Origin of the sequence: Kocuria sp. (assembly GCF_030530945.1) — a bacterium.
GTDB lineage: Bacteria > Actinomycetota > Actinomycetes > Actinomycetales > Micrococcaceae > Kocuria.
The window spans coordinates 166877-184341 of the sequence record NZ_JAUMTZ010000004.1; the positions used below are offsets into that span (position 1 = coordinate 166877).

Genomic DNA, 17465 nt, shown 5'->3' on the forward strand with positions numbered 1-17465 from the left:
GAAGATGCACATCATCGTGTGCGACACCCTGGACGAGGTGGCCACCACGGCCGCGGACGTGCTGGAACGCGCCGTGCGCCAGGGGCCCACCGTCCTGGGCCTCGCCACAGGGGGAACACCCCAGGACACCTACCGGGAGCTGATCCGCCGGCACCACGAGGAGGGCCTCAGCTTCTCCGCCGCCACCGCCTTCACGCTGGACGAGTACGTGGGGCTCGCACCCGAGCACGAACAGTCCTACCGCGCGACCATCCTGCGGGACTTCGTGAGCCACGTGGACCTGCCGGTGGAGCGGCTGCACACTCCCCGCGGAGACGCTCCGGACCCTACCGCCGAGGCCCACCGCTACGAGGAGTCCCTGGCCCGCGCAGGGTGGGTGGACGTGCAGCTGCTGGGGATCGGCACCAACGGGCACATCGGGTTCAACGAGCCGACGTCCTCGCTGGCCTCCCGCACCACGGTGCGCGCTCTCACCCGCCAGACTCGTGCAGACAACGCCCGGTTCTTCACGGACGAGGAGGTCCCACACCTGTGCCTCACCCAGGGGCTGGGCACCATCCGCGAGGCCCGCGAGCTGCTGCTCCTGGCCGAGGGCCGCGGCAAGGCCCGCGCCGTGCGGGACATGGCCGAGGGCTCCGTCAGCGCCCGCTGCCCCGCCTCCGTCCTGCAGCTCCACCCCCGGGCCACTGTGGTCCTGGACCGTGAGGCCGCCGGCGAGCTGGAGTACCTCGACTACTACCGCGAGGCCGCGCGCTTACTCCGCGGGCATCGCTGACCCGCGCCTTCCCCGTCCACTCCCCGCCGGCGCACCGGCCCGACGACGCCGCACTGCCCCCCCCCCGCCGGGCACCCACGCGGGCACCCGGGTGCCGGGCGAAGCGACGGTGGGCGGGCGGCGTCGTCGGCGGCCCGCCATCGGAGGACGACGCCGCCCGGTTCCGCACACGAGCAACGCCCCGGGCGCCGTCGTGGGACGGCACCCGGGGCGGTGCTGTGCTGAGCGGCGGTCAGCGGCTCACGGGGCCTGGATGGTGTTCTCCTTGCCGTCCGGGAAGGCGGTGGCCTCGGAGCGCGCGCGCCAGGGCTCGGTGTCCTTGCGGCGGGACTCCACGGCGCTGTCCCAGAGGTCGTAGGCGTCCTTGCCCAGGAGCAGGCGCACGGGCGGCTCGGGGCTGTCCACCACGTCCATGATGACCTGCGCGGCCTTGGCAGGATCGCCCAGCTGCTGGCCGTCCTGGTCCTCGAAGTACTCGTCCGTGGCCCTCACCAGCTCCGCGTACGCGGGCAGATCCTTCTCCGCGCGCATGGCGGCACTGCCCGCGAAACCGGTGCGGAACGCACCCGGCTCGATGGTGGTGACGTCCACGCCGAAGGGTTTGACCTCGTGGTGCAGGGCCTCGCTGAACGCGTCCAGCGCGAACTTGGCGGAGCTGTAGAGGCCGTTGCCCGGGAAGGACACCAGCCCGGCGATGCTCGTGAGGTTGAGGATGTGCCCGGAACCCTGCTCGCGCATCTGCGGCAGCACCTCCCGCGCCAGTTCCGCGGGGGCAAAGAAGTCCAGTTCCAGCAGATCACGGATCTGCTGGGAGGTGAACCCCTCCAGCGGACCGAACGCACCGGTGCCCGCGATGTTGGCGAGCACGTCGATGCGACCGAACGTCCCGGTGGCCTGTGCGAGGGCACCGCGGCGGGCGGCGTCGTCGGTCACGTCCAGGGTCAGCGCGAGCGCGCGGTCCCCGTAGGGAGCGGCGAGCTCCTCGAGCGTCTCGGTGCGGCGGGCCGTGACCGCGGCGCGGTCGCCGCGCTCCAGCACGGCCTGCGCGAGGGCGTGGCCGAAACCGGAGGATGCACCGGTGATGAACCAGGTTTTGGGGGTGCTCATGGAAGTCCTTTCGTGTGCGGGTCAGGAGATCGGCCCGGAAGTCGGAGGGTCGCCACCGGAGCAGCGAGAGGGCGGCGGAAGAGCCGGGTGGAGGGGGTCGGAAAAAGCCTCAGAGCTTCGCGTCGAAGAACGGGATGACCCGCTCCAGCGCCTTGCCCGCACCCTGCGGCTGGTCGTAGAGGTCGTAGTGGGACACGCCCTCGAGGATCACGAGGTCCTTGTCCTCGGAGGCGGCCACGCGGTACACCGTCTGGGCGTCGTCGTACGCCCCGAAGCCGCCCTTCTTGTCCCCGGCCACGATCAGCAGCGGCTGGTCCAGCAGCTCGTCCGCCAGGTGCACGGCGTCCCAGCCCATGGCGGCGGGGCCGTGCGCGGCCTCGAAGGTCACGCAACCGTTCTCTGCGCGCCCACGGTCGGTGCGGTAGTAGTCGTAGGCCTCGATGATGTCGATGTCACCCGTGGCCTTCGCGAGCGCCTCGGTCTCGGGGAGGAAACCGACCGCCTCGCTCTCCGCCCCGCGCGCCTCCTTGGTGCGCTGCGCCGCGATCCCGGCCAGGGCGGCGTGCAGACCTGCCTTGCGGGCCATGTCCCGCTGCATGCGGCCGAAGTTCACGCCGGTGATGGAGACGACGGCCTTGAAGCGCTTCTCGATCTGCGCGGCCTTCCACGTGTACCCGCCGCCCCCGCAGATGCCCAGGACGCCGATCCGGTCCTCGTCCACGTACGGGAGGGTCACCAGGTAGTCCACCACGCGGCTGAAGTCCTGCACCCGCTGAGCCGGGTCCTCCAGGAACCGCGGCTCGCCGCCGCTCGCACCCTGGAAGCTGGCGTCGAAGGCGATCACCACGTAGCCGGCCTCCGCGAGCGCCGGTGCGTAGATGTTCCCCGAGGTCTGCTCCTTGCAGCTGCCGATCGGATGGGCCGCCACGACGGTGGGGTACTTCCTGGTCTCGTCGAACTCGGGCGGAAAGTGCAGGTCCGCCGCCATGTCCCAGTACATGTCTCCGTTGCGGAAGGTGACGTGCTGGATGTCGGTCATCTCGACTCCTCAAGGTTCTGGATGTCAGGGTCTACGGGTTGCAGGGTTGGTGCGTCTCCGCGGGACGGGGGACGGAGCCCCGTGCCACGTCCTCCACTGTTCCTCATCCGCCCGACGACGTGCAGGGACAGCCTCTACCTGGGAACAATCCCTCCCAGGAACAGCGCCACGCCGCTGGCTACGGTGGGGCCATGCCCGCTTCCTCCCCTCAGCTGAAGGTCCTCGGCGACTTCCTGCGCGCCCGCCGCGCGGACGTGAGCCCCTCCACCCTGCCCGCGCACGTGGTGGCCTCCGGGGCCGCACGGCGCGTTCCCGGGCTCAAAAGGGAGGAGGTCGCGCAGGTGGCGGCGGTGAGCGTGGACTACTACACGCGCGTGGAGCAGGGACGGCTGACGCCCACCCCGCACGTGCTCTCAGCGCTGTGCCGGGTGCTGCAGCTGTCCCCCGAGCAGACCGCGTACGCCGAGGACCTGCTCAACCGGGCGCGCGGCTACACGGCGCCCTCCCCCGGTCACGAGGCCGCGGACGGGCGCCTGCAACTCCTCCTGAACCAGCTCACCGAGCTGCCCGCCCTGGTCATGGGTCCGCGCATGGACGTTCTCGCGTGGAACACGTTGGCGACGGCGCTCGTCACCGACTTCGCCCGGCTCCCCTCCGCGCGCCGCAACTACATCTCCCTGATGTTCACGGACCCGCGCATGCGCGAACTCTACGAGGACTGGGAGACGGTGGCGCGCACGTGCGTGGGGATCCTCCGCCGGGAGGCCACCGAGAACCCGGAGGAGCCGGAGCTCGCGGCCCTGGTGGGGCGGCTGTCCATCGCGGACCACGACTTCCGCCGGTGGTGGGCCGAGCACCGCATCCACGAGCAGGACTTCGGCGCCAAGGTGCTGGTCCACCCCACCGCCGGACGGCTGCGCCTGAACTGGGACTCGTTCACCTACTCAGGGGCGGTGCGGCAGCAGCTCGTGCTGTGGTCCGCGGACCCGGGCACGGAGGACGCCCGGAAGCTGGCGGAGCTGAGCCGAGCCGCGGACGCCGCCAACATCTGAGGCACGCTCTGCCCACGGAAACATTGTTTCGCAGGGCAGAGCGTGCCTCGGATGTCTCACACGTTCAGGGTGCGCCGCGCCCGTGCGGCTTCCGCCCCTACTCCCCCTCGAACGGCCAGCCGTGCGCCTCGAGCATCGCGCGGACGCGTTCCAGCTCCTCCGGCTTGGGCTCGTCCTCCGTGGCGCGGTGGATCGCCTCGCGGGCATCGGCCTCGGAAGGGGCCACACCGTGGGCGCGGGCGTCCTGCGCGAGCTGCTCCGCGATCGCGGCCATGTCCTCCTCCGCGAGCTGCGGTCGCAGCACCGCGAGCACCGGCAGGTAGTCCTGGGCGGGCACCCCGTTGGGGTAGTCGGCGCGCAGCCAGCTCATGACCCGGGCCACGTACCCAGGCTGGCGGGGCGCCTCGTCCTGGTTCGCGCCCACCAGGGGCCACCCGGCGCGGGCCAGCTCCGCGGCGACGTCGCCCAGCTGGGTCTCGGAGGCGGTGGCGGGCCCCAGGAGGTCACCCGCGGGGATCCCGAGCGTCTCGAGCAGCCGCTCGGTGCGGTGGGGGCCCACGGTGCGGGCCAGCAGCTCCGCGAGGGGTGCGTGCTGCTCCAGGGGGACGCCGTGGGGGTAGGCGGCCCGAATGTGGTCGAGCGCCGCGTCGAAGGTCATCATCCGAACACCGAGATCCCTAGGTAGTGGTCCAAGCTCTTGCGGGTGATCCAGAGAACCCCGATCACCACCGCGGCTGCCACCACGGCGAAGCACAGCACAGCCCCCACGAGGGCGGGGACGCTGCGGTGCGCGGTGCCGTCCGGGCGGGGTTGTGGGGTGGCGCGGCTCCACAGGGTGATGCCCACCGTGAACAGGGCCGGCAGCCCCGCGCCGAAGCACAGTCCGGCCAGCAGCACGGTCAGGGCGGATTTCGCCATGTCCACGATCATGAGTGCGCGGCCTCCTTGGGCGCGGTCCGGGCGGAGTCACCGGGGGTCACGGAGTTGGTGTCCTCGTCCCAGTCCGCGTTGACGTTGTGCCGGTCCACCTTCTGGTGCCGCGAGCGCAGGAAGATCAGGGCGGAGGCCGCCACCAGGATCAGGAAGATCACCACGGCCCCGGGCAGACCGCCGACCGCTCGGGCGATGACGAAGCACACCGCTCCCACCACTGCCGCGGCGGGCAGGGTGAGCAGCCAGCCCACCACCATGCGCCCGGCCACGCCCCACCGCACGCGGGCACCGGGCTTGCCCACACCCGAGCCCAGGATGGAGCCGGTGGCCACGTGCGTGGTGGACAGCGCCATGCCGAAGTGGCTGGAGGTGAGGATGATGGCGGCGGAGGACGCCTCCGCGGCCATGCCCTGCGGGGGCTCGATCTCCACCAGTCCCTTGCCCAGGGTGCGGATCACGCGCCACCCGCCCAGGTACGTGCCCAGTGCGATGGCCACGGCGCAGCTGACGATGATCCACACGGGCAGCCCGTCGGACTCGATCCCCTGCACGCTCAGGCTGCCGTGCGCGATCAGCGCCAGGGCGATCACACCCATGGTCTTCTGCGCGTCACCGGTGCCGTGCGCCAGCGAGACGAGCGACGCCGTTCCCACCTGTCCCCACCGGAACCCCCTGTCCCGGTGGTCCTGGGAGGCCGCCCTCCCGATCAGGTACACCAGTGCGGTGCCCACGGCGGCCACGCACCCGGCGATGAACGGTGCGAGCGCGGCCGGGACCAGGATCTTCTGCACCACGCCGGACCAATTGACCCCGGCAACCCCCAGGGAGGCCAGGCCGGCACCGATGAGCCCGCCGAACAGGGCGTGCGAGGAGCTGGAGGGGAGCCCGAACAGCCAGGTGGCCAGGTTCCACAGGATGCCGCCGATCAGACCCGAGAAGATCAGGGTGAGCGCCAGTGTGGGGTCCAGCCCGGGCACCAACCCACCGTCCGGGGTCTGCACCAGCAGCACGTCCTTGGTGACCGTGGTGGCCACCTCCACGGAGAGGAACGCCCCCACCAGATTCAGCACCGCGGACAGTGCCACGGCCGTCCGGGGGGAGAGAGCCCCCGTGGCGATGGAGGTGGCCATGGCGTTGCCGGTGTCGTGGAATCCGTTGGTGAAGTCGAAGGCCAGAGCGGTCACGACCACCAGGCCCAGGATCACCAGTTCGACTGTCATGCTCCCAGGATGAACGCCCCGGCGCCCACAGTCCAAACGCGCCCCCCGGACGGCCCAGGAGAGCATGCAGGCGCACCCCACTTCCCGGCCGGTGGCCCGGGCACGGGCCGCGTCTGAGCCCCCGCGCATACTTCCCCCATGACTTCACGAGCCCACCACAGCGGCGAGCACCACGAGAACTGGCACGAGCGCTCCCCCGCCACGGGAACGGGCGAGCTGCCCGTCGTGTCCCCGCGCCAGGACCCGGAGACCCACCGGGGCTACGCCCACGGCACGGATCCCCGGCGGTGGCAGATCCTGGCCGTGCTGCTCGTGGCCATCTTCATGTCCCTGGTGGCCGTGAGCAGCATCAACGTGGGCCTGCCCTCCATCCAGGAGGGCATCGGGGCCTCAGAGTCCCAGCTGCAGTGGATCCTCTCCGGCTACGCCTTGACCTTCGGCGTGGTGCTCGTGGCGGGTGGTCGCGCCGGGGACATCTTCGGACGCGGGTTCCTGTGGATGCTCGGCGTGCTGGTCTTCACCCTCTCCTCGATCGCCGCGGGGCTGGCCCCGGACCCCACCATGCTCATCGCGGCGCGCTTCGTGCAGGGCGTGGGCTCCGGCCTGCTCAACCCGCAGGGCGTGGCCATGATCCAGCAGTACTTCAAGGGCGCCGAGCGCGGGAAGGCGTTCGGCATGCTGGGCAGCGCCGTGGGCGTCTCCGTGGCCATCGGACCCGTCCTGGGCGGTCTACTCATCCAGAGCGGCGGCACCGAGCACGGCTGGCGGTGGCTCTTCGCGGTGAACGTCCCCGTGGGTGTCGTGGCGCTCGTGCTCGCCTTCCTGTGGTTCCCGCGCCCCCTGGTCCTCCGGCCGCAGGACACCGGCCTCCTCCATGCCTTGAAGGGCATGGACCCCGTGGGCGCCGTGCTGCTGGGCCTCGCCCTGCTGGCCACCCTGCTGCCGTTCATCGAAGCCGGCTCCCCGGGCGCCAGCCCGTGGACGTGGGCGCTGCTCGCCGTGGCCGCCGTGCTCCTGGTGCTATGGATCGCGTGGGAGAAGCGCACCAAGGCCTCCGGACACCAGCCCATGGTGGACCTGGACATCTTCAAGGTCAGCAGCTTCTTCAACGGCACCCTGCTGATCTCCCTCTACTTCCTGGGCATCACCAGCGTGTGGGTGCTCATCACCCTCTACATGCAGCAGGGCCTCGGGCACACCGCACTGGCCGCCGGCTGCGTGGGCCTGCTCAACGCCGTGGCGAGTGCCGTGGCCTCCAACATCGCGGGCTCCCTGGTGAACCGGATGGGACGCCGGATCGTGGTCCTGGGCATGGCCAGCGTGATCCTGGGGCTCGGGCTCAGCGCCGGGATCATCCTGCTGCACGACACCTGGGGCGTCAGCGAGTGGTGGCTCGTGCTCACCATGGGCTTCGTGGGCCTGGGCCAGGGCGCGGTGGTCAGCCCCAACCAGACGCTCACCCTCGCGGAGGTGCCCCTGGAGTACGCGGGCAGCGCCGGCGGCGTCATGCAGACCGGCCAGCGCGTGGGCACCGCCGTGGGCATCGCCATGATCACGGCGGCGGCCTACGCCGCGGTGGCCTCCCAGGGCTGGGCCGTGGGCATCGCCGCGGGTCTCGGGATGGTGGTCCTGGTGGTGGCGCTCGCGCTGCTCGTGGCCCTGCGGGACATGCGCCACCGGGCGCGGCAGGCCCCCGCCGCCTGACCTCCCGCTCGACGGGACGACGACGCCCCCGCGCCTCTCCCTGCCGTGGCCCCCGCGGAGGGGAGTGGAGGCGTGGAGGTGGCGCGGCGGCGTCGTCCGTGGGAACGGCGGGCGGGTCAGCCCTTCTTGAGGGTGATCTGCCAGCTGGCGTCGCCCTTCTCCGCGAAGTCCGTGACCTCGTGGCCGTCCGTGGCGGCCCACTGGGGAATGGCCTCGGTGGCCTGGGTGCAGTCGAAGTCGATCACCAGGTGGTCACCGGGGTTCAGGGTGCGCATCACGTCCTTGGCCTCGATCAGCGGGAACGGGCACACCGCGCCGAGGGAGTCCAGGGCGTAGTAGCCGTCACCCAGGTCCGTGAGCTTCTTCGACGGCGCCGCGCTCGGGTTCCTGACCATGAGTGCGGTGGGTGCCGCGGCGAAGCCCGGGAACACGTTGCCGCCGGTGGGGCGGGGCGCGGTGGCGGAGGGGGCGGCGTCGATCGAGTTGTCGTCCGGGGCGGTGGTGTCCACGGTGTGGTCCAGGCTCTCGGCGGTGGAGTAGGTGTCCCCGACCGCACCCTGCTCGGGACGCGTGACGGTGGGCTTGAGCCAGATCCTGGTGGCCGCGGCCACACCCAGGGCGATGAACAGCAGGGCGATCCAGCCCTGGAACGTGAACAGGCTGGTCTGGACCATGCCGTTGCCCACGGTGCAGCCGCCCGCCAGCGCGGCACCCACGCCCATGAGAAGACCACCCGCAATGGAGCGAACGGTGGTCTTCGCGTCCGGGACGCGCACGCGGAACTCGCCCGTGGCACGGGCCGCGAGGAACGAGCCCACCAGGATGCCCAGCACGAGCATCACACCCCAGTCCAGCTTCCCGTCCGCCCCGGTGACCAGGAAGTTCAGCAGGTTCGCGGTGGGAGTGGTGATGCCCAGGCCGTCGTTGCGACCGGTCGCCGCGGACAGCGGCCACGCGACGACCCCGAGGAGGCCCACCAGGACACCGGCGGTGTAGACGTGCAGGGGGTGCTTCCACGCAGGGCGGTTGGCCAGGCGGGCGGGCTGCACGGCGCTCTTCTCACGGTTGCGGAAGTGGCGCACCATCACACCCGTGACCGCGACCAGCACGATCACGAACAGCCACGGCGAGACCCCCAGCGCACCCGGGATGGTGGTCAGCCCGGTGTCCCAGGACTTCATCCCGGAGTTGAACCCCTTGAGCACACCCGTCTTCATGGCCGCGGCGGACAGCGCGTAGGCGGCCAGGGCGATCCACGAGCCCACCAGGCCCTCACCGGAGCGGTACCACGTGCCGGAGGCGCAGCCACCGGCCAGGATGATGCCCACACCGAACATGAACCCGCCCACGACCACCGCCAGCGGCATGAAGGACGGGTAGTCCGGGGAGATCACCCCCAGCGAGGTGAGCGCCGCGAGCCCCACGGCGTGCACGGAGATCACCACGAGCAGGGCAGTGAACGTGCGCCACGAGCGCTGCAGGAAGACGTCCCGCAGCATGCCCGTCACGCAGAAGCGGCCGCGCTGCATCACGATGCCCAGCAGCGCACCGAGGACGAGTCCGGTGAGGATCATGGGTGTGCACCTGTTTCTCGCACGCTCCCCGGACATGGGCGTGCGCAACTGTTGATGGGGTAAGAACCGGGGAGGGGTGCCAGTCAACTCCCCAGGGCGGGGGAGGTCCAGGGGCCTGTCACAGACCGCAACAACACCTGACGCCCCTGCAGCGAGTCGGTCCCGCGGCACGGCGCCTGGCGAGCGGCCGCGGCACCACCCACCCGGTGCGACTCCCTGCGGGCGGGGACTGGACTGGTGTCCGCCACCCCGGGGGTTCCCGTGGAGGGTGGTAGATTGGAAAATCCCCCACCCCCCACTCAGAGATACGGGAGCCCGCGTCCACTCCGTGGTGCGAGAGCGGTAGCACAGCAGGAAAATCCCCTTCCCGCCTCAGACAATGGAGCACTACAGCAATGCCATCCCCCCACGCACCTTCCGGCGCCACCCCGAGCTCTCCCGAGCCGCGCGCCTCATCCCCCATCAGCCGCCGCACACTCGCGAAAGGCATGGCCTGGGCCGCTCCCACCATTGTGCTGTCCGCGCCAGCCCCTGCCGCGGCCGCCTCCATCCAGGACGTGGTGGTGGGCACGACCTCGTGCTCCGATGGTTCGGGGAACCTCAACAACATCCCGTTCACCGTGAGCACCGTCAACGGCGCAGTGATCCCCGCGGGCACGGTCTTCACCGTGAACTACGCCGGTGGATCCACCACCCCCACATGGTCCGGGACGCTGGCCACCAACAGCACGGCAGCCATCACCCCCGGCAACAACACCAGCACGAACGGTGGTCGCTATGGATCCATCACGTTCACCCTCAAGAACCCCATGCCGGCGAGCACCACCTGGACCCTGAACCTCAGCATGGACATTGGTGCGCTCATCACGGGCCAGAGGACGACACTGTCCTTGACCTCCTCCATTCCCGACCAGAACCACAACACCAGCAACGACACCGCGACCCACGAGATGTACTTCGGGGGCTGCCGGGACTAGCCGCGCGGTGGCGGCAGGCCGCTCTTCGTCTGCGGAGGTGCCTCCGTCAGCCCAGGTAACGGGCTAGTTCCGGGCTCGACTTCCCCGCCCGGCACACGGACATGGGCACCTGCCCGAACACGGACCGCGGCACCGGGTGGCCGCACAGCTCCGCGGTCCGCTTTTCGTCCCAGTCCACGTAGACGTGCCAGCCGCCCTCACCCTCCGCGGGATCCGCACCCGGCGGCGACGGCACTTCCACGCCGTCCACCTCGAACGCCGTGCGCCGCACGGTGCCCACCGCGCACAGCTCCTGCCTCCGGGACAGGTACGCCCAGATCACGTCCCCGGACCGCATGGTCCGGAACCCCGTGCGCAGGCACCAGCGGTCGATGGGCTGCGAGCGCCCGATGGCCTCCCACACGGCGGTGGCGTCCTCGCGGGTCAGCCAGTCCCCGGGTAGATGCTCCGGGTGCGCGGCGGGGTTGATCGGCAGGAACCAGTGGGTGTCCCCGCTCATGGCCGCAACTCCGCACCCGGGACGTCCGCGGCTCCCGGCTCGTCGTCGTGAGCAGCGGCACCGCGGGCGTCGTTCCCGTCCCCGACAGTCTCCGCCACCAGCGCGCGGTACCCCTCCCGGAACGTGGGATACCGCCACTCGGTGCGCGGAACGAGCGAGTGCACCAGCGTCCCGTCCACGAGCTTTCCCAGCGGCCCCTCCCCCGGCCCGGAGCTGTCAGGGGGCACGGGCACACCCACCAGGTGCGCGAGATACGCGGCCACTTCCCCCAGCTGGGCTGCGCAGTGGTCCACCGCGTGCAGCAGACGGGGTGGCTCGGCCGCCTCCAGGACGGTGGCCAGCACCGTCACGAGGTCGTCCCGGTGGATGCGGTTGGTGACCCGCCGGTGGTTCAGGGGCGCGCCGCGGCGCACCCGTTCGACCAGTGAGGTGCGCCCCGGCCCGTAGATGCCGGCGGGCCGCACGACCACCAGGTCCGGGAACAGCTCCGCGGCCAGCTCCTCGGCGGCCAGCAGCACGTGGGCGGTGGAGCGCTGGGGGTCGGCCGGGGTGGACTCGGTGACCCGTTCGCCGTCGCCCCCGCCCAGCACACCGGTGGAGGAGACGAGCACCACGCGCGGGTTCTGCTCGCCCAGGGCATGCCGCAGTCCCCGCAGTCCGCCCAGGTAGGTGCGCTCGTAGGCGGCGGCGTCGTGGCCGTCCGCGGTGAGCGTGACCACCACGGCGTCGGCCTCCGGGAGGGCGGCGGAGCCGGGGTCGGTGAGGTCCAGCGAGATACCCGGCAGGTCTGCGGGGAGCCGGTCCGCGTGGCGGCGCACGCCCGTGGCGGCCCACCCCCGACCCGCCAGGTGCAGGCCGAGGGCTGCGCCCACGTCACCGCACCCTGCCAGCAGGACGCTTCGGGATGTCGTCTCAGTCATGCTCCCCACCCTGTCACGAGCACCCGGTCACACGCAGACGAACCGCCCCGCACGGTGTGGTGCGGGGCGGTTCGCGTATCGGCGGTCTGCGCCGCGGGGCTCAGTGGCCGTAGCCCTGGGACTGCTCCTCGGTGCCGGCCTGCTCCTCGAAGAACTCCTGCTGCTCCTTGGTGTCCGCCTGCTCGGCGGCCTTGCGGCGCTGCTCGTCCGAGTCCACCTGGCTCACCGAGTCGGGGTTCTGGTTCTGCTGATCGCTCATGTCCGCGCTCCTTCGTGGTTCCGCGGTTCCCGCCCCACCGTCACCTTCCGGTTCCGGGGAACGACGCCGCACGGTCAGGTTCTGTCTCCCACCGCCCCGCACCGTGTGGTCCGGGCGGCGGCGTGCTCCCGAGCATTCCCAACGGGTCTCTCCGTGTCAACGAGGACGCCCGTTGCCACACCGGTGTCACCGAAGGGGCCCGCCCCGCCCCTCACCCTGCTCCGGCGCGGATCGCGCGGAGCCCGCGAGCGCGGTCTGCACCCACCGGGTCACCGGCCCCTCGGTCCACTGGCCCACGCCCCGGATGCCACCCACCGGGCGGGCACCCCGCAGGGCGTTGGTCACGAAGACCTCCGAGGCACCGGCGGCCTCCGCGAGGGTGACCTCACGTTCGAGGACGCGGTGGCCCGCGTCCCGCAGCAGCGCGAGCACCCGGGCGCGCACCACCCCGGGCAGGATCCGGCCGTCCGCGGGCGGGGTCACCACGGCGCCGTCGAGCACCAGGAAGACGTTGGCCCGCCCGGTCTCGAACAGTGTGCCGTCCCGGTCCGTGAGCAGCGGGTCGCACACCGGGGACCACGGCCCGGGCAGGGTGTCCAGGGGCCTGCGGTCCGCCCACTTGTGCCCGCCCCACCCACCGGGCACCACCACGGGCACGAGCTCCCACGGTTCCACCGGGGGGTGCGCCCCGGGCGGGTTCAGCGGGGCGGGCGTCAGGTCGATCCGCACACCCTCCCCCTCCGGGGCCGCGGTGACCCGCAGCCGGTGGGGGCCCTCCAGCGCGGCCGCGCAACGAGTGATCCGCTCCCCCAGTTCACCGGGGAGGTCACGGCCGAAGCACGCCCGGGTGCTGTCCCCGAGCCGGGCCAGGTGCTCCGCCAGCTGCGCGGGGTGCCCCTCGCGGACCAAGATCGTGGTGAACACCCCGAGGGCGGGATCCGGCCTCCCCTGGACAACCGGCCACTCGGGTGCGCTGCGGCGAGCGTGCTCCCGCCACTCGCGGGAGAGCTCCGGACCGAACCCGGCACCCACGGCATCCAGCAGCGGGGCGGCCTTCACCAGAGTCTCGAAGGCCTCGTCGTCCGGGTCCGAGTCCGCGACGATCCCCCCGCCCACTCCCAGCCGCACGGTGGAGCCCGAGAACTCGAAGGTCCGGATGGCCACGTTCACCACCAGCCCCGCCACCGGGCTCACGCACCCCACGGCACCGGTGTAGACGCCCCGCGCGGTGGTCTCCAGCTCGTTGATGATCTCGGTGGCCCGGATCTTGGGCGCGCCCGTGCACGAGCCGGGCGGAAACGTGGAACGCAGCAGGGCGGCGTCGTCGAACCCGGGGCGCAGGGTGCCGTGGACGTCCGCGACCAGGTGGTGGACGCCCGTGTGCGGCTCCACGCGCGGCACGGCGGGGCTCAGCACGGAGCCGGGCACGCACGCACGGGAGAGGTCGTTGCGCATGAGGTCCACGATCATCACGTTCTCCGCGCGGTTCTTGGCGGAGGCGTGCAGCTCGCGGGGGTCCGTGTTCGCGGGAGCGGTGCCCTTGATGGGCGAGGTGAGCACGGCGTCCCCCGTGCGCCGCAGGTACAGCTCCGGGGACAGGCTCGCCACCGCGCCCCCGGGCACTCGCAGGAACGCGGCGAAGCGCGGCCGCAGCCGCTCGTACCCGGCGCAGAACAGGTCCAGCGGGTCACCGTGGAAACCCGCCGCGAGCTCGCGGCAGACGTTCGCCTGGAAGACGTCCCCGTCCCGGATGTGCTCCAGTGCCCGCCGCACGGCCGCGGCGTGGGCGGCCCCGGTCACGGCGGCCTCGAACGGCTCGCACCGGTACGGGCGCGGCGCGCACGCCTCGGACGACGACGCCGCGGAGCCGGCTGCCAGCGCCCGCCCCACCACCGCGACCGTCTCTCTCACGCGGGCCAGGTCCGCGCCGGGGAGGGACTCGCAGAACCAGCGGTCCGCGGCGGCGTGGTGCACCAGGACGTGGTCGTAGTGGGCCAGGTGGTGCTCCGGCAGGCCGCCGGAACGCGGAGGTGCGGGTGGAAGGGACTCCAGGCGGCGCGAGAGCTGGTACCCCAGGTACCCGATCCACCCGCCGCCGAACCGGACGGGGCCGTCGACGGTGGGCGCGGGGGCGGTGCCCTCCTCGGCGCCCAGCGCGACGAACGGGTCCTCGTCAGGGCCCAGGACGCGCGTGGGCCGGACGCCGATCACGGCGTCCCCGTGCACCCAGTCCGCGAGCAGTGCCGTGAGGCCGGGCTGGTCCCGCAGAGCCCGGAGCATCTGCACGGGACTCACACGGTGCGGCAGGCAGACTCGGTGCACGGGGTCCTCTCAGTGGTGGATCAGATCTTCACGACCATCTTGCCCGTGTTCGCGCCCTTCATCATGTTCAGGAAGGCGTCCACGGCGTGGTCGAGGCCCTCCACCACGGTCTCGTCGTACGCGATCTTCCCGGAGGTGAACCACTCGGTCATCCGCGAGAGGTACTCCCCGGCAATGTCCCAGTGGTCGCCCATGGTGAAGCCCTCGAGCTTCAGGGAGTTCTTGATGAGGTTGGCCATGTTGTCCGGGCCGGGGGTGCGCTCGGTGGAGTTGTACTGGCTGATGGCGCCGCACACGGCCACGCGGCCGTGGCGGTTGAGCACGTCCAGGGCGGCCTCCAGGTGGTCGCTGCCCACGTTGTCGTAGTAGACGTCCACGCCGTCCTCGCCCACGGCCTCTGCGAGCTGCTCACGGATGGGGGCGTCCTTGTAGTTGAGCACGGCGTCGAAGCCGTACTTCTCGGTGAGCAGCTTCGCCTTCTCGTCCGAGCCAGCCGAGCCGATCACGTAGGACGCGCCCAGCTGTTTGGCGATCTGCCCCGCGGCGGAGCCCACGGCGCCGGCGGCGCCGGACACGAACACGCGGTCGCCCTCCTTGAGCTCGGCGATGCGCGTGAGGCCGGTGTAGGCGGTCATGCCGGTCATCCCCAGGATGCCCAGGTACACGGACAGCGGCGTGCCGGGGATCTCCTGCACGGCGGTGAAGTCCTCGGCCGGGCCCTGCGCAAGGTCGCGCCAACCCTCCTGGTGCAGCACGGGGGTGCCCACGGGCAGCTCCTCGGAGCGGGACTCGACCACGCGGCCCACGGCGCCACCGGTCATGGTCTCGTCCAGCTCGAACGGCGGGACGTAGCTCGGCTCGTCCCGCATGCGCCCGCGCATGTACGGGTCCACGGAGATGAACTCGTTGCGCACGCGCACCTCGCCGTCCTGCAGCTCGGGCAGCTCCACGGTCACGGTGCGGAAGTTCTCGTGCTCGGGCCAGCCCTCCGGGCGGGACACGAGCTGGATCTGGGTGCTGGTGGAATCGTTGGTAGCCATGCGGCCATCGTGGCACGCACAGACGCTTGCCGCGGCAAGGATTCGCGTGGAGCGGACGGCGGGTGGAACGGGAATAACTGATGGGTAACTTGTCGTTCGCCGCCCCCGGGTGTGAGGAAACCGTGAGAATCCGCAGGGGACCCGTATGGGTTCCGTGAGGGGCACTGTCCCGCCCGGCACCGCGGGCGTCTACTGAGGTTCTGCGCCCCCGTGGGCCCAGCGGCCGCGAACCCGCGGTCGCCGTCCTTTCGAACGGAGCCTGCAGTGCTGGATGTCGTGTATGTGCTGGGCGTGGTCGCCCACAGCGTGACCCGCGCGGCGGAGGGGCGAGGGCGGCCCCGGGCGCCCAACAGATCAGCCCTGGCGGGCTTTCATGCGCGGGTTCTTCTTGTTGATCACGTAGGTCTTGCCGCGCCGGCGCACCACCTGCGAGCCGGGGATCTTCTTGAGGGAGCGGAGCGAGTTGCGGACCTTCATAGGGGCCTCCTTGAGCTGATGCTATTTGCGAATCATTCTCAGAATAACATTCCCCCGCGCCGCCGACGCCGCGCGCGGGCTCCGAGTGCTCCGCACCCGGGCGTGGGGCACGGAGAGGAGCCGTGCGGCGTCGTCGTTCGAAAATGGCGGTGCGTCAGCGGCGCGGTGCCATCTCGTCCTCGACAACCCACTTGTGGTTCTTCATGGTCATGCCGTCGGCCTCGTAGTCGACCATGTAGACGCTCTGGGTGGTAGCTGACGCAATGGTGCCCTGGGCACCCTTCATGCCGGGCATGTGGTCGGCCTCGATGGTCACCTCGGTACCGTCGGCGAGGCGCTCCGAACCGAGGCCCTTGAGCTCCTCCTGGACCACCCACTTGTGGTCCGCGACCTTGGGCCCGCCGTCCGTGGGGGTGTAGTCCACGGCATAGGTGACCGTGTCGTAGGCGCCCACCACCGTGGCTGGCGCGCCCTTCATGCCCGCCATGTGGTCGGTGGTAAGCGTGACCTCGGTGCCCACGGGGTAGGTGGGCTTTTCCGCGGCGACGATGCCCTCCGGGACGGGGCCGCCGTCCATGGCGTGCATGTGCTCCTGTCCGTGCTCGCGCCCGCCCTGGCTCGCACTGGGCGTGCCACTCGCGGGCGACGACGCCGCCTGGCTCGTCGCACTGGAGCTCGCGCTGATCCCGTGGCCCTCGTGCGCAGAGTGGTCAGTGGAATCGGAACTGGCGGAGCAGGCGGTGGCGGTCACCAGGATGGTGAAGCCGGCGAGGGTGAGGGGAAGTCGGCGCATGGGGAAAATCCTTTCTGCGAGCCCATCCGGGTTACTGGGCTCGGGTACGGGCGGGTTTCTGGTTGGAATTCGCGGTGGCAGCGAGACCCCGCCGCGCTCGTTCCCTACAGCAGGGAGCCGAGCGAGGCGACGAAGCCGCCAAGCATGAACGCGCTGATGCCGTACGCCAACGGGCGGTTGTCTATGGGACCGCCGCCGGAAGCGTGGTGCGTGATGGCGTGCCCCTTGCCGCGGCGCAGCAGGGCCTTGTTCACGGGATAGGCCGCGAAGTACGCGACCACGAGAGACAGGGCCATGGAGCCCCAGAACAGGGCGTCCAGCAGACCGGCATCCATGGCGCCGGGGACGAGCCACATGACGAGGTTGTCCACGACCTCCATGGTGAGGATGGAGACGGTGTCCGCGGCGAGTACGAGGCGCAGGGCCTGCCCGAGACCCATCCCCGAGCGCAGCAGCGGCAGGGAGGACAGGGCGTAGCCGAACACGAAAGACAGCGCGATCGCCAGCGCAGTGGAGGGGACGTTACCCCACCCCATCATCGTGGAGAGGATCAGCCCGGCGATCTCACCGATCGAGCAGCCGGTGAGGCAGTGCAGGGTGGCACTGGCGGCCATGGTGGACATGTCGTGGGTGGGGCGGTCATGGGCAGCATGGGGGATTGTTGCGTGATCGCAGCGGGGGCCCATGTGATCACCCTGGTGGACATCAGTGCCAGTGTTCATGCACCCACCATATACCCCCACGGGGTATATGGTGGGTGCATCTCGTTACACC

General features: G+C 71.2%; 18 protein-coding genes. 4 read left to right on the plus strand and 14 right to left on the minus strand.

Annotated features, from left to right (window positions below; translation table 11 throughout):
* The first annotated feature begins 4 nt into the window (after positions 1 to 4).
* Entirely contained in the window at positions 5 to 775 is a 771-nt protein-coding gene (nagB, locus tag Q4A22_RS05940) for a glucosamine-6-phosphate deaminase (RefSeq protein WP_303177815.1), read from the plus strand.
* Positions 776 to 1015: 240 nt separating this feature from the next.
* On the opposite strand, the gene Q4A22_RS05945 is transcribed toward nagB, so the two are convergent.
* Entirely contained in the window at positions 1016 to 1882 is an 867-nt protein-coding gene (locus tag Q4A22_RS05945; RefSeq protein WP_303177816.1) for an oxidoreductase, read from the minus strand.
* 109 nt (positions 1883 to 1991) lie between these two features.
* On the minus strand, positions 1992 to 2921 hold the full coding sequence (locus Q4A22_RS05950; protein WP_303177817.1) for an alpha/beta hydrolase: 930 nt from the start codon (positions 2919 to 2921) through the stop codon (positions 1992 to 1994).
* Positions 2922 to 3112: 191 nt separating this feature from the next.
* On the opposite strand from Q4A22_RS05950, the gene Q4A22_RS05955 reads away from it, so the two are divergent.
* Positions 3113 to 3973 (plus strand): helix-turn-helix domain-containing protein, encoded by an 861-nt coding sequence (locus Q4A22_RS05955; RefSeq protein WP_303177818.1) that lies wholly within the window; start codon positions 3113 to 3115, stop codon positions 3971 to 3973.
* Between the two features lie 97 nt (positions 3974 to 4070).
* On the opposite strand, the gene Q4A22_RS05960 is transcribed toward Q4A22_RS05955, so the two are convergent.
* Genes Q4A22_RS05960 through Q4A22_RS05970 form a run of 3 tightly spaced genes read right to left on the minus strand, consistent with a single transcriptional unit; the run spans position 4071 to position 6126 of the window.
* Positions 4071 to 4634, minus strand: a complete 564-nt coding sequence (locus Q4A22_RS05960) for a DUF3349 domain-containing protein (RefSeq protein WP_303177819.1) — start codon at positions 4632 to 4634, stop codon at positions 4071 to 4073.
* Positions 4631 to 4903 carry a hypothetical protein gene (locus tag Q4A22_RS05965; protein WP_303177820.1) on the minus strand — a complete coding sequence of 91 codons (273 nt, stop codon included), beginning with the start codon at positions 4901 to 4903 and terminating at the stop codon, positions 4631 to 4633. The genes Q4A22_RS05960 and Q4A22_RS05965 overlap by 4 nt, the downstream gene beginning before the upstream one ends.
* Positions 4900 to 6126 carry an inorganic phosphate transporter gene (locus Q4A22_RS05970; protein ID WP_303177821.1) on the minus strand — a complete coding sequence of 409 codons (1227 nt, stop codon included), beginning with the start codon at positions 6124 to 6126 and terminating at the stop codon, positions 4900 to 4902. Before Q4A22_RS05970 ends, Q4A22_RS05965 begins: the two co-directional genes overlap by 4 nt.
* A gap of 138 nt (positions 6127 to 6264) precedes the next feature.
* Here Q4A22_RS05970 and Q4A22_RS05975 point away from each other — a divergent pair, with 138 nt between their 5' ends.
* A complete protein-coding gene (locus tag Q4A22_RS05975) occupies positions 6265 to 7830 on the plus strand; it encodes an MFS transporter (RefSeq protein ID WP_303177822.1) in 1566 nt (521 codons plus the stop codon).
* A 116-nt stretch (positions 7831 to 7946) separates the two neighbouring features.
* Here the strand turns inward: Q4A22_RS05975 and Q4A22_RS11830 are convergent, their stop codons facing one another.
* On the minus strand, positions 7947 to 9404 hold the full coding sequence (locus tag Q4A22_RS11830; RefSeq protein ID WP_368410595.1) for a YeeE/YedE thiosulfate transporter family protein: 1458 nt from the start codon (positions 9402 to 9404) through the stop codon (positions 7947 to 7949).
* A 395-nt stretch (positions 9405 to 9799) separates the two neighbouring features.
* Between Q4A22_RS11830 and Q4A22_RS05990 the strand changes: the two genes are divergently transcribed.
* Entirely contained in the window at positions 9800 to 10381 is a 582-nt protein-coding gene (locus Q4A22_RS05990) for a hypothetical protein (RefSeq protein WP_303177823.1), read from the plus strand.
* A 46-nt stretch (positions 10382 to 10427) separates the two neighbouring features.
* Here Q4A22_RS05990 and Q4A22_RS05995 read toward each other — a convergent pair whose 3' ends face one another.
* The 8 genes from Q4A22_RS05995 to Q4A22_RS06030 all read right to left on the minus strand — a co-directional run bounded on the left by Q4A22_RS05995 (position 10428) and on the right by Q4A22_RS06030 (position 17413).
* On the minus strand, positions 10428 to 10880 hold the full coding sequence (locus Q4A22_RS05995) for a hypothetical protein (RefSeq protein ID WP_303177824.1): 453 nt from the start codon (positions 10878 to 10880) through the stop codon (positions 10428 to 10430).
* Positions 10877 to 11800: an NAD(P)H-binding protein gene (locus Q4A22_RS06000; RefSeq protein WP_303177825.1), complete on the minus strand. Its 924-nt coding sequence runs from the start codon at positions 11798 to 11800 to the stop codon at positions 10877 to 10879. The genes Q4A22_RS05995 and Q4A22_RS06000 overlap by 4 nt, the downstream gene beginning before the upstream one ends.
* A gap of 100 nt (positions 11801 to 11900) precedes the next feature.
* A complete protein-coding gene (locus Q4A22_RS06005; protein WP_303177826.1) occupies positions 11901 to 12059 on the minus strand; it encodes a hypothetical protein in 159 nt (52 codons plus the stop codon).
* Between the two features lie 186 nt (positions 12060 to 12245).
* A complete protein-coding gene (locus Q4A22_RS06010) occupies positions 12246 to 14381 on the minus strand; it encodes a bifunctional chorismate-binding protein/class IV aminotransferase (protein WP_303177827.1) in 2136 nt (711 codons plus the stop codon).
* 20 nt (positions 14382 to 14401) lie between these two features.
* Entirely contained in the window at positions 14402 to 15421 is a 1020-nt protein-coding gene (locus Q4A22_RS06015; protein ID WP_303177828.1) for an NADP-dependent oxidoreductase, read from the minus strand.
* A 354-nt stretch (positions 15422 to 15775) separates the two neighbouring features.
* Positions 15776 to 15898, minus strand: a complete 123-nt coding sequence (gene ykgO / locus Q4A22_RS06020; protein ID WP_039100650.1) for a type B 50S ribosomal protein L36 — start codon at positions 15896 to 15898, stop codon at positions 15776 to 15778.
* A gap of 154 nt (positions 15899 to 16052) precedes the next feature.
* On the minus strand, positions 16053 to 16691 hold the full coding sequence (locus Q4A22_RS06025) for a YdhK family protein (protein WP_303177829.1): 639 nt from the start codon (positions 16689 to 16691) through the stop codon (positions 16053 to 16055).
* A gap of 104 nt (positions 16692 to 16795) precedes the next feature.
* On the minus strand, positions 16796 to 17413 hold the full coding sequence (locus Q4A22_RS06030) for a DUF4396 domain-containing protein (protein WP_303177830.1): 618 nt from the start codon (positions 17411 to 17413) through the stop codon (positions 16796 to 16798).
* Between the last annotated feature and the right edge of the window lie 52 nt (positions 17414 to 17465).